Here is a 12,659-nt window from a genome sequence, read left to right on the forward strand (position 1 = left end):
TTGCAGGCTAATTGATTAGTTATGAAAAAGTTCTTGTAGTGGTAATTGTTAAATAACAATAGTATTTTTGAGTCATAATGGCGTATAAATTTGTAGATAATTATAGAGAAAAAGGTGCTCGTAAGCAATTGGTGCAGCTGCTGAAGACAAGAGGTATTAGTGACCAGAATGTGCTGAATGCCATTGCTAAAGTACCACGTCATTTTTTCTTTGATGAAACCTTTTGGAATCAAGCATATAAAGATATCGCATTTCCAATCGGCGATGGACAAACGATATCTCAACCGTATACGGTTGCTTATCAATCGGAACTGCTGCATGTCAAAAAAGGAGATAAAGTTTTAGAAATAGGAACAGGTTCGGGATATCAAACTTGTATACTGCTGGAGCTGGGCGCTCAGGTTTATACTATAGAACGACAAGAAAACTTATATAATAGAACCATACAGGTATTGCCATATATGGGATATAAACCTCATTTTTTTTGTGGTGACGGTTCTAAAGGAATTGAACAGCATGCACCATATGATAAGATTATCGTAACTGCGGGTGCTCCATTTGTACCCGAGATTATGCTGAAGCAGTTAAAAATAGGGGGTATATTTGTAATACCGGTAGGTGATGAGAAAGAACAAAAAATGGTCACAATCATTCGGGTTGGTGAGAATGATTTTGATAGAATTGAATTAGATACATTTAGATTTGTCCCTTTGGTTGGGGATCAAGCTTGGTAATAACCAGGCTTTTTTTTGCGATTTGGATTATGCCCTTCTTACTTTTAAATGTTCAGAGAAATGAAGAAAATGGGGGTAATGATATAGAATAGCATTGTGACCTCAGTGCAGCAAATTAGTGAGGCAGTTTTATTGCTTTTAGTTAATAGCTGACATTAAATTGCTGAGAAAAACGATGTGAATGCCTTAAATAATTAATAAAAAGTAAACAAAATGAGTGTAACGTGCCTATAATGCCGTTGAAAATGGATACTCATAAATAATTATATTCAGATGGAAGCGAGCATGAGCATATGTACTGCTTTTGGCGAGGGGGTATGCTTATGCTCGCTTCATTACCGTTAAACAACAAATTATACTTCAATGAAAGATAAAATAATGGATTTATATCTTAGCAATAAGGAACAGATAGAACAGGAAGTGAAAAAGCTCGACAGAGTGATCAATAAGAATAGTTTTTATCGCCTCGGTGTTATTATTTTTGGTGGGGCAGCGCTATTCTATTCATTTCAACTTGAAAATCTTGTTCTTGTATTGATTTTATTTTTTGCTCTGATATTTATTTTTGCTTTTTTGGTTAATAGACAAAGTAAATTAGAAAAAATAAGTGATTACCAGAAAGCGTTATTAGCGGTCAATGTCAATGAGCTAACGCTAGCAAATACAGGAGTCAATATCTACGATAACGGTATGCATCTGGAAGATGGTAAGCATCCTTACAGCTCCGATCTGGACATTGTAGGAAATCATTCGCTATTTGAGTTATTAAACCGCTCAACTACAAAATTGAGTATAGCGGTATTAGGTAGTTGGTTACTTAATGATGCAAAGCGTGGCGAGATTTTGAAACGTCAGGAAGCTGCAGCTGAAATAGCTAGTGATATGCGTTGGAGTCAGGATTTTCAAGCAAAGCTTTTATCAAATCTGAATCAGAAGCTGGATGTAAAGTCCTTTTTAGCAACCTATTTTGAGTCCGGAGATTTTACATTCGGAAGCGCATTTATGCGAATCTATGTTAAGCTGGCCCCTTTTATATTTATAGGATCGGTCGTTTTAGCCGTTTTTGTTCCATCTGTGGCATACCTCCCAGTCATCATAGGATTGATCCATATCCTTTGGTCAATGTTCAACGGTGGCAAAATTTCTTTTTTTTCCAGTCGGATCGATAAAGTAGGAAATCTGCTGGATTCATATGCAGCAAGTATGGAACTGGTCGAAAATAGGACTTGGACAGCGAACCGTAACCAGGAATTACAGGAAAAATTAAAAATAGAGGGGTCATCGGATTCGGTTTCCCATGCGTTCAAGAAATTGGGTAAGCTGATCAGTAATCTGGATGCCCGAAATAACATGATGGTCGGGACAGTTTTAAATCTGATATTTTTATGGGATTTTAAGCAAGTATTGGCCATTGTGGACTGGAAAGCTAAGTATCAGGCTAATATTTTGGAAGCTTTTGATACTTTAGCTGAAGTAGAGGCTTTGGTGAGTTTAGGTACTTGGAAGCGTAATCATGCTGAATGGACTACCCCAATTATTCTTGACCATCTGGAGACACCAATAGAAGCTGTCGATTTGGCGCATCCCTTGATTGCATCTGATAAATCTATTGCCAACACCTATACCAATGCTGACCATGAAATCGCTTTGGTGACAGGATCTAATATGGCTGGAAAGAGTACATTTCTGCGTACTGTCGGTATAAATGCTGTTTTGGCTTATGCGGGAGCAGTAGTGCCAGCAAGCTCTTTCAAAATTCCAATGTTTCATTTGATTTCTTATATGCGCATTAAGGATAATCTGAATGAAAGTACGTCAACTTTTAAAGCAGAATTGGACCGTATGAAATTTATTTTAGAAACTGTAGCGCAACGCAACGATAGTTTCTTTTTAATCGATGAGATGTTAAGAGGAACTAATTCTGTTGATAAATATTTAGGCTCTAGAGCTATTATTAAAAAATTGATTACAGAAAAAGGAAAGGGAATGGTTGCAACGCATGATCTGCAATTATCAACGTTAGCGGATGAATATCCACAGGTCGTAAAGAATTACCACTTTGATATACAGGTGATCCAAGGAGAAATGCTATTCGATTATAAACTGAAAATAGGAGAGTGTAAAATATTTAATGCTTCAATGTTGTTAAAAGGTATTGGAGTCGACGTAGAACAAGGAAGAAATTAAACAAAAATGACATTACAAGAAAGAATTGAACAGTCGAGAACACATCATTTTATAACTGTTTTTCCGTTTACAACAAATCACCACGCAACATTATTTGGTGGTAAAGCCATGGCGATCATGGACGAGGTAACTTTTATGTGTGCAACACGGTTCTGTAGAAAAGCTCTCGTAACTGTTTCCTCAGATAAGATTGATTTTGAAAAAGCAATCCCTGCAGGAAGTATGATTGAAGCTATTGCGGAAGTAATACATGTAGGAAGAACTAGCATAAAGGTAAAAGTGGAGATCTTCTTAGAAGATATGTACAAAGATGGAAGAGAATTAGCGGTGAAGGGTGTTTTCTCATTCGTTGCCTTAGATGACAATAAAAAGCCGATACCCGTTTTACAGGGACTGGAAATCGAAGATTAGTATAGCAGTTATCCTAAATTGCGTATGGAATAACAGCTCTTGTTATTCCATACGTTTTATAGGAGAGAGGTCGTTTAGCTCTTCCTCAGTAAATAGTCTATAGTGTACTTTGAAAGTTTTCCCCAAAGAAGACTCTAAAGAAAATCCCCCCGGGCCAAACCCATCAAGTACATCAAGTGTGAAATGTGAAAATTTCCAATATTCGAATAAATCCCGATCTATCCAAAATTCATAACCTTCAGCAAGTCCGATCATAGCATCATTCATTCTAGGGTAGTATCCACCTTTTTCAAAACATTGGGGCTGTGTGCCTTCGCAACACCCTCCAGCTTGATAAAACATCAAATCTCCGTGTTGTGCCACTAATTCACGAATCAGCTCTTTGGCTTTTTCAGTAACTGCTAAACGCTCTGTCATCATATATTGCTTTTATATCACTATCATAAGAAATTAAAAAATGGGATTATATCGATAACCCCATTTTTTAATATTGTGTTTTGTTAATTAGAAAAATCCAAGTTTCTCTTTGCTATAAGAAATCAGCATATTTTTTGTTTGACGGTAATGGTCAAGCATCATTTTATGATTCTCACGTCCGATACCCGATTGCTTATAACCACCAAAAGGAGCGCCTGCAGGGTAAGAGTGATATTGGTTAACCCATACACGTCCAGCCTGGATAGCACGCGGGATTTGGTATAATTGATGAGCATCTCGTGTCCATACACCAGCCCCCAGTCCATAAATGGTATCATTAGCAATTTCTAAAGCCTCTTTTTCATCTTTAAATGTAGTAACGGCTAATACAGGGCCGAATATTTCCTCTTGGAAAATGCGCATTTTGTTATGACCCTTAAATAAAGTTGGTTTGATATAATAACCATCTTCTAAGCCACCACCCAAATGGTTCTCATCGCCACCGGTTAATACTTCTGCCCCCTCTTCTTTACCCAATTTAATATAGGACATGATTTTATCCTTTTGGATTTTTGAAGCCTGTGCACCCATCATTGTTTCAGGATCCAAAGGATCACCAATTTTAATTTGATTGACACGGTCTATTACTTTTGCAATAAAGCGTTGGTAAATATCCTCCTGAATCAATAAACGGGATGGACAAGTGCAAATTTCACCTTGATTTAATGCAAACAGAACAGCTCCCTCAATTGCTTTGTCTAAAAATGCATCGTCGTGGTCCATGACAGAACTGAAGAAAACATTTGGAGATTTACCGCCCAATTCCAGTGTTACAGGAATGATATTTTCAGTTGCATACTGCATTACCATACGACCTGTTGCGGTGGAACCTGTAAATGCAGCTTTAGAAACTTTAGGATTCGTTACTAATGCGCGGCCTAATTCACCACCAAAACCATTCACGATGTTAACAACACCAGCAGGAAGTAAATCACCGATTATTTCCATTAAAACAAGAATTGATGTTGGGGTACTTTCCGCAGGTTTTAGAACCACACAGTTACCTGCAGCTAATGCAGGAGCTAATTTCCATACAGCCATTAGAATAGGGAAGTTCCAAGGGATAATTTGCGCGATCACACCAATAGGTTCATGCACAATAAGAGACACCGTATTTTGATCCAATTCACTTAGCGAACCTTCTTCAGCACGGATAACACTTGCAAAATAACGGAAGTGATCAATGGCTAAAGGAATATCGGCATTTAATGTTTCGCGAACAGCTTTTCCGTTGTCAACAGTTTCTACTGTGGCAATATATTCTAAATTCTGTTCGATGCGGTCTGCTATTTTATTTAAAATTATGCTTCTTTCGGTTGCTGAAGTCTTTCCCCAAGTTTCAAATGCTTTCGATGCAGTATCAACAGCAAGTTCTAAATCTTCTTTTGTGGAATGTGCGACTTGTGTAAATACCTTTCCATCTAAGGGAGAAATATTGTCAAAATATTTACCTAATGTAGGTGGAACAAATTCTCCACCAATGTAATTTCCATAACGTTCTTTAAACGATGGTCTTTGAATTGCTGCCATAATATTTATTTTTATAATGTTATACAAATTGTTGAATACCAAATTTAACGAAAACGATTGTTCTCGTATAGCATTATAGTTTCAAACGATAGCACTATAGGTGCAACGCTATCAGCAAATATTTCTATTAATCAAGCTAATACTATTGGATATTTAAGACAATTTGTCTAAGTTTGATTACCAGCCAATTATAATAAAAGATAGGGATATGATAAATAACAGGCTTGTAAATACATTACCATTTTCGTCGCGTCATGAACTTTCTACTTTGGTAGAAAATAGGAGAGCTTTTACGTTAGAAAATTTGGAGCTTAATGTCTTTGAAACATACAAGGCGTCAGAAAAAGTAGCGTTACAGTTTGATGATCTGGTTATGATCAATATGATTCAGGGTAAAAAAGTGATGCATTTGCAACAAGTGGATTCCTTTGATTATTTACCTGGTCAGACCATGGTTTTGCCAGCCTATAGTAAGATGCAGATCGATTTTCCCGAAGCGACTTTTACCGACCCTACGCAATGTACGGCGCTGACCATAAGTAAAAGTAAGATAGACGGTGTGATCAACCGTTTAAATGAGTGCTATCCCAAAGAACAACATTTAGCAGATTGGAAATTAGATATGAATTTATTCCATCTCTATAATACACCCGAATTGACAGATTTAATTAATAAATTATTTCAGACCATTACAGGGGATAATGTGTTGAAAGATGCATTAGCAGATTTAGCATTTAATGAATTAGTTATTCGTCTCCTACAGACGCAGTCACTATTATCACTTGATATTGCCAAGACAAAAACGAACACGGTATTACAGCATATTCGGAACTATATACATGCCAACCTTTCAGAATCCATTACTGTGGAAATTTTGGAAAAGCAGGCAAATATGAGTAAATCAAGTCTATTTCGCCTTTTTAAGAATGAATTGGGAATAACGCCTATAGAATACATCATACGAACGCGTATGCAACAGGCAAAGAGCTTATTACGGAAGACAAAAAGTGTTAAAGAGACGTGCTTTAGTTTGGGATTTAATGATGTAAACTACTTCGTCCGTCTCTTTAAAAGCAGGGTGGGGGTGACACCCGGTGCTTATATAATAGGAGAATAAAATTTTATTTTTTCATCATCCTATCAAGCTCTCTTTTGCCTTCTCTTTCCTTGATTGTATCACGCTTGTCAAAGTCTTTTTTACCTTGTGCTAAGGCAATTTCGACTTTTGCAAATCCTCTGGCACTGATGAAAATACGTAAAGGAACGATTGTAAAACCTTTTTCTTCACCTTTCACGCGTAATTTTTTTAATTCTTTTTTTGTTAAAAGCAACTGTCGATCTCGTTTTGCTTCATGATTGTAAAAAGATCCATGCGAATACTCGGCAATATGCATGTTGCGCAAATAAAGTCCATCATGGAAAAAGTTGCAGAAACTGTCGTTAATATTTGCTTTCCCTTCTCTAATTGATTTAATTTCAGTGCCTAGTAAACGTATTCCTGCAACATACCTGTCCAGAAGGTTGTATTCAAATGAAGCTCTTTTATTTTTTATATTGATATCTGATGATATTGCCATAATTTCTTAATATATTTATTCCTATTCCATTTCCAATACAAACCAGATTAAGTTTGTTAAATGTAATCACATAGGAAAGCAAATATAAATATTATAATGGTGTTTTTTTAGCATTGTTATTTTTGGATTTTAATTTAAGTGTTAAATTAAAATTATTTTTACGATATTTATATGTGAAAAATATGACTAACATTAAGTGAAAGTCAGCTTTTGTTTTCGTATGTTTGCATCGTTTTTGATTTAATACTGTTTTTCGTGCAGTATTATGAAGTCATTTTGTGTTAATCTATTTGGAAGTAGGAATTGAAAGTGTTGATGATGAAGCTATTATTTTGGTAATCATTACAATCAAAAACAATTATAAAATTTAAGAAATACCTTTTAATCGCATGAGTAAAGGAAAATTAGGCGAGAGAATATCGCAATTTAAAATCGTTAATGAATTAAAAGCTAAGGGCTTATACGCTTATTTTAGACCGATTCAGTCGAGACAGGATACCGAAGTGAAAATTGATGGCAAGCGTGTTTTGATGTTTGGTTCTAATTCTTATTTAGGGTTAACGACGGATGAACGTATTATCAAAGCTTCTCAAGACGCATTAGCAAAATATGGAACCGGTTGTGCTGGATCTCGTTTTTTAAATGGTACTTTAGATATTCATGTGGAGCTTGAAGAGAAATTGTCGGCTTATGTGGGGAAAGAGTCTACTATTTTATTCAGTACAGGATTTCAATCAAACTTGGGCCCATTATCATGTCTTACCGGTCGAAATGATTATATCTTATTGGATGAGCGTGATCATGCTTCTATCATTGATGGAAGTAGATTATCTTTTTCTAAAGTAATCAAGTATGCACACAATGATATGAATGATCTGCGTGCAAAAATTGCTAGATTACCAGAAGAAAGTGGTAAATTGATTGCAACGGATGGTATCTTCAGTATGGAGGGAGATATTGTTAATTTGCCGGAATTGATAAAGATTGCGGATGAATTTGATGCAACTGTTATGGTTGATGATGCACATAGTTTAGGTGTAATCGGAGATAAAGGTGCAGGTACTGCCTCTCACTTTGGACTAACTGATAGTGCCGATTTAATTATGGGTACTTTTAGTAAATCATTTGCTTCTTTAGGCGGGTTCGTATCAGGAGATGCTGATGTTATCGATTACTTGAAACACTCTGCGCGTTCAGTTATGTTCAGTGCAAGTATGACACCAGCTTCTGTCGCTTCTACCTTGAAAGCTTTGGAGATTATACAAACCGAACCTCAGCATATTGAGAAATTATGGTCAAATACAAATTATGCTAAAAAATTACTTTTAGAAAGTGGATTTGATTTAGGTGCTACAGAAAGCCCTATATTACCAATCTTTATTAGAAATAACGAGAAAACATTCTGGGTAACCAAAATGCTTCAAGACGATGGGGTTTTTGTTAATCCAGTAGTTTCACCAGCTGTTCCTGCAGAAGAATCATTGATTCGTTTCTCTTTAATGGCAACACATAGCTTTGATCAAATTGATGAAGCTATTGAGAAGATGGTAAAAGTCTTCAAATTAGCAGATGTTGAATCTTTAATCTAAGTGTCTATTATGATACAGGTTATTCCCGTTGAAACAAAGAAACAGAAACGGTTATATATAGATTTTCCGCATACTTTATATGCGGAAAATCCTTATTATGTACCAGAGCTATATCTTGCTCAGTATGACTTGCTTACTCCTGGTAAGCATCCTTTCTATAAACATTCCTCCACACAATTATTTTTAGCATACAAAGATCAAAAACTGGTTGGTCGTATCGCCGCAATTTGGAATGTTAATCATAATGCCTTCAATCAGGTGCAGGAAGGGCAATGGGGATTTTTTGATTGTATCAATGATCAAGAGGTTGCAAATGCTTTGTTTCAAGCAGCAAAGGATTGGGTGAAAGCTAAAGGTGGAACTAATATTGTTGGTCCAATTAATTTAACGACTAATGATACTTGTGGTTTATTGATCGAAGGATTTGATAGTCCACCTGTTGCGATGATGCCTTATAATTTTTCTTATTATCCAGATTTAGTTAATCAAGCAGGATTTCAAAAAAAAGTTGATTTGCGTGCCTACCTGGTGATGGAAAATAAAGCAAGTAAACGATCTGTGCTTTTATTGGAGAAACTGGAAGAAAGATTAAATCGTTCTGGAATTAAGATCCGTCAAATGAACTTGAAGGATTTTAAGAATGAAACCGAGCGAATTAGAGAGATTTATAATAAGGCTTGGGATAAAAACTTAGGTTTTGTGCCTTTTACTGAAGATGAATTCAATTATGCCGCAAAGGAAATGAAAATGATCGTTGATCCTCGATATGCTTTATTGGCTGAAAAGGATGGGAAGGTCATTGGATTTGCTTTAGGAATTCCGGATATCAATCAGATTCTAATTAAAATCAAACGAGGTAGACTATTGCCGACTGGGATTTTTAAATTGCTCTTTGGATTGAAAAAGGTGAACTTAATTCGAGTTTTGATGCTTGGCGTATTGGATGAGTATCGTAAATTAGGAATAGAAGCCTGTCTTTATGGTAGGATAATTAAGAACTCTGGCGATGGATTTACCGTCAAAGGAGCAGAATGCTCGTGGATGCTTGATACTAATTATATGATGAATCATGCCATCGAGCAAATCAATGGAGAATTATACAAACGCTATCGTTTGTATGAGCAAGCGCTATGAGAAAAAAAATCCTAATCACAGGCGCAAGTGGTTTTGTCGGTTATCATCTCGTTCAAGCTGCCCGTGAGGTAGGTTTGGAGGTGCATGCAGCTGTTCGGAAAACCAGTAATGTCAGTGAAATAAAGTCTTTTGTTGATCAATTTGTTTATCCTGATTTTAAAGATAAGGATTCATTATTGAACCTGCTGGAGCAAGAGCAATATGCCTATATTGTTCATGGAGCAGCTATGACTAGAGCGAAGAATGAGCAGGATCTTGTTGATGTTAATGTCGGTTATACTGAAGTTTTAGCAGATGCGGTATTTCAGGCTAATATTCCTCTTGAACGTTTTGTTTTTATCAGTAGTTTGGCAGCTATTGGCCCGGTGGCCTATGATGCACCAGCTATCAATGAACAAAATGAGTATCATCCTGTGACTGCTTATGGTCGAAGTAAGGTGTTAGCAGAACGCATGCTTGAAAAATATGCAGCTAATAAGCTTTCGATTATTCGCCCCACTGCCGTGTATGGTCCCAAAGAGAAAGATCTTTTTGTTTTATTTAAAACATTAAATGCTGGATTTGATGCCTATATCGGGAAATCGCCGCAAAAATTAACGTTTGTCTTTGTGAAAGATCTGACAGATGCTATTTTAAATGCTTGTTTTCTCGATAATGGAGATAAAAAATCTTACAATATTACAGACGGCCAAGTTTATGGTCGTTATGAAATGGCGACAATTTTCAAGAAATACACTTCAAAATCATTATATAGATTTCATCTTCCATTTAGTCTTGTGAAAGGTGTTGCTCAGGTTATGGAGCGGGCTTATAAAAATTCCAGCACCATACCGGTATTGTATCCGGAAAGATTAAATGAATTGACAGCAGCCAGTTGGGCATGTGACATCAGTTCGTCAAAAGAAAATATTCAATATAGACCGCGTTATGATTTGGATGCTGGACTGAAGGTTACAATTCAGTGGTACCGTGATAATAATTGGTTATAATAAAAAGAGAGATGAGTGGTCAAAAAATAAATAAAAAACTTTTTCAAGATAGAAAAAGAACAAATATATTGAGTAATCCGGAACAGAAATTTATTTCATATTTAGTTCCACGTATTCCAAATTGGATTTCGTCCGATGGTTTGACAGCGATCGGTCTATTTGGATCCGTCATGATTATGGCAAGTTTTATCTTGGCCCAATATTGTGACATTAATTATCTACTGCTAGGTATTCTAGGCTTTTTTATTCAATGGTTCGGAGACTCTCTTGATGGCCGTATTGCTTTTTATAGAAATAAATCGCGTAAATGGTATGGATTTTCACTAGATATTGTAATGGATTGGATCAGTACGGTACTGATTGGTCTGGGGTATGTATTTTATGCAAAAGGTAATTTTGAATTAACAGGTTTTGTATTGGTAGCTTTGTATGGCTGGGCCATGATTCTTTCTTTGTTGCGTTATAAGGTAACAGATAAGTATACAATAGATGCAGGAATTGTTGGGCCTACAGAAATCAGGGTCATTATATGTCTTGTTTTACTTATCGAAGTATTTTTTGTAGGTGCAATTCATTACTTAGTGATGGGTATCTGTGCTATTCTTTTTGTTATCAATTCTATTGATACTAAAAAGTTATTAGATTTAGGCGATATCAGAGATGCTGAAGAGAAGAAAACTAAAGAGTCAGAAAATTTATAAGATATGAACCCAAAAATCAAAGAGTTCTTTAAGGCGCAGTTATCTGCTTTTGTAGGTGGTCTTTCCGATTTTGGTATTTATACTTTTTGTTATAAAGTGCTGAGTTTTTCTCCAGCATTTTCAAATGTAATCAGTGGCTCTTTAGGAGCCATTGTTAATTTCGTTATTAACCGTTATTGGTCTTTCAATAATACTGCCGCCCCGTTGGGCCAGCAGCTCGGTAAATTTGTAGTTGTAGTTGCAGGAAGTATTTTATTAAAGTCGGGTGGTATTTATTTATTGGATGATATATGGCACTTACATCCATTAGTCTCCAAAGTAATAGTGGAGATTATTGTTTCCTTGGGATTTAATTATACACTTCAGCGATTTTGGGTTTTTAAAAAGTAGAAATCGGCTTTTAAAATATTTATGGAATAAGATTATTAAGGTCATCTCAAGGGAGATGACTTTTTTATTTTTAGGCCTTTTCCGGAATAAAATGAATCAGAGCTTCTTTGCGTATATTTTGATTTTTACTTCAATTTTATTTTTCCTTAATATTACGATGCTCATCGTAAGGACGCTATAGCTTTCATTTATTTAAAGGGATTTCAAGGTGTGATTTTTTCATGGAGCAGCATTGTTTTGACAAGATGATAGCACGACGTTAAAGTAATTAGTAACATCATAAATCACACTGTACTTAAGTAAATAAAAAGAAACCTACTATTGTTAGCGAGATGATACCATGTTATAAGCAAGTAGGGATCTTGTTCGAATATAGTAGAGATATAACAGGGGGATAAGAGGGGGTTTATAGGGGGTTAGTAGGGGTCAAGCCCTATTAACCCCCTATAAAATCCCAGTAATCTCTCTATAAATCCTAGCTTAAGTAATAATCAGGTCCCTATCAATTCCTGATCAGGTTATAATATGCCTTATTCTGGAGTATCTGTACGGAGGGTAATAGTAATAGTAACGATGATCCTGCTGTACCGATACTCCGAGAAGATATAATTTCCATTTGGCTATTCCCTAAAAGGATACTGCATCCATAAAAGACGATCCAGGACGAACAGTCCTCCTGCTACCCTTTTTTACAGTTTAAAGCCAGGATTGTCCGTTTCTCAGCCCCGAGAACAGATCATAGGTAAATTTATCCACCACGTTATAAGCCCTTTACCCGTTCACGGAAAACTATTTCTCGAAAAGATTAGGAAGTGAATATAAAAAGTCGCTATCTTTGCACCACTCCGCAAGGGAGGAACGGCTGATCCGAAAGGGGAGGCACTGAAAAAAGAAGGGTTTAATTCAGGTTAGACACAGAAACAGCAGGAAAACAAAAAAA

Annotated in this window: 12 protein-coding genes; 9 read left to right on the forward strand and 3 right to left on the reverse strand. The window is 36.1% G+C overall.

Annotation, left to right across the window (positions count from 1 at the left end):
- Positions 1-77: 77 nt before the first annotated feature.
- The 3 genes from ACFS6I_RS22620 (at position 78) to ACFS6I_RS22630 (ending at position 3,332) form a co-directional block, all read left to right on the forward strand.
- Positions 78-734: a protein-L-isoaspartate(D-aspartate) O-methyltransferase gene (locus ACFS6I_RS22620; protein WP_021190551.1), complete on the forward strand. Its 657-nt coding sequence runs from the start codon at positions 78-80 to the stop codon at positions 732-734.
- Between the two features lie 363 nt (positions 735-1,097).
- A complete protein-coding gene (locus ACFS6I_RS22625; RefSeq protein WP_380923979.1) occupies positions 1,098-2,921 on the forward strand; it encodes a MutS-related protein in 1,824 nt (607 codons plus the stop codon).
- Between the two features lie 6 nt (positions 2,922-2,927).
- Positions 2,928-3,332: an acyl-CoA thioesterase gene (locus ACFS6I_RS22630; RefSeq protein WP_380923981.1), complete on the forward strand. Its 405-nt coding sequence runs from the start codon at positions 2,928-2,930 to the stop codon at positions 3,330-3,332.
- 42 nt (positions 3,333-3,374) lie between these two features.
- Here the strand turns inward: ACFS6I_RS22630 and ACFS6I_RS22635 are convergent, their stop codons facing one another.
- Both ACFS6I_RS22635 and ACFS6I_RS22640 read right to left on the reverse strand, forming a co-directional pair.
- Entirely contained in the window at positions 3,375-3,752 is a 378-nt protein-coding gene (locus ACFS6I_RS22635; protein ID WP_021190548.1) for a DUF779 domain-containing protein, read from the reverse strand.
- An 84-nt stretch (positions 3,753-3,836) separates the two neighbouring features.
- Complete coding sequence (locus tag ACFS6I_RS22640; protein WP_380923983.1) at positions 3,837-5,339, reverse strand: aldehyde dehydrogenase family protein; 1,503 nt, start codon at positions 5,337-5,339, stop codon at positions 3,837-3,839.
- Positions 5,340-5,547: 208 nt separating this feature from the next.
- On the opposite strand from ACFS6I_RS22640, the gene ACFS6I_RS22645 reads away from it, so the two are divergent.
- Positions 5,548-6,456 (forward strand): helix-turn-helix domain-containing protein, encoded by a 909-nt coding sequence (locus ACFS6I_RS22645; protein WP_168127529.1) that lies wholly within the window; start codon positions 5,548-5,550, stop codon positions 6,454-6,456.
- A gap of 4 nt (positions 6,457-6,460) precedes the next feature.
- On the opposite strand, the gene smpB is transcribed toward ACFS6I_RS22645, so the two are convergent.
- Positions 6,461-6,916: an SsrA-binding protein SmpB gene (gene smpB, locus ACFS6I_RS22650; RefSeq protein ID WP_132768994.1), complete on the reverse strand. Its 456-nt coding sequence runs from the start codon at positions 6,914-6,916 to the stop codon at positions 6,461-6,463.
- Positions 6,917-7,305: 389 nt separating this feature from the next.
- Between smpB and spt the strand changes: the two genes are divergently transcribed.
- Genes spt through ACFS6I_RS22675 form a run of 5 tightly spaced genes read left to right on the forward strand, consistent with a single transcriptional unit; the run spans position 7,306 to position 11,719 of the window.
- A complete protein-coding gene (gene spt, locus ACFS6I_RS22655; protein WP_380923986.1) occupies positions 7,306-8,505 on the forward strand; it encodes a serine palmitoyltransferase in 1,200 nt (399 codons plus the stop codon).
- A 9-nt stretch (positions 8,506-8,514) separates the two neighbouring features.
- Positions 8,515-9,639, forward strand: coding sequence for a hypothetical protein (locus ACFS6I_RS22660; protein ID WP_380923988.1), 1,125 nt, complete (start codon positions 8,515-8,517; stop codon positions 9,637-9,639).
- Entirely contained in the window at positions 9,636-10,628 is a 993-nt protein-coding gene (locus ACFS6I_RS22665) for an NAD-dependent epimerase/dehydratase family protein (RefSeq protein WP_380923990.1), read from the forward strand. The genes ACFS6I_RS22660 and ACFS6I_RS22665 overlap by 4 nt, the downstream gene beginning before the upstream one ends.
- Before the next feature lie 11 nt (positions 10,629-10,639).
- Positions 10,640-11,329: a CDP-alcohol phosphatidyltransferase family protein gene (locus tag ACFS6I_RS22670; protein ID WP_132768988.1), complete on the forward strand. Its 690-nt coding sequence runs from the start codon at positions 10,640-10,642 to the stop codon at positions 11,327-11,329.
- 3 nt (positions 11,330-11,332) lie between these two features.
- Complete coding sequence (locus tag ACFS6I_RS22675) at positions 11,333-11,719, forward strand: GtrA family protein (protein WP_021190541.1); 387 nt, start codon at positions 11,333-11,335, stop codon at positions 11,717-11,719.
- The last annotated feature ends 940 nt before the right edge of the window (positions 11,720-12,659 follow it).

Source organism: Sphingobacterium anhuiense, assembly GCF_042686355.1.
GTDB classification, from domain to species: Bacteria; Bacteroidota; Bacteroidia; order Sphingobacteriales; family Sphingobacteriaceae; genus Sphingobacterium; species Sphingobacterium anhuiense.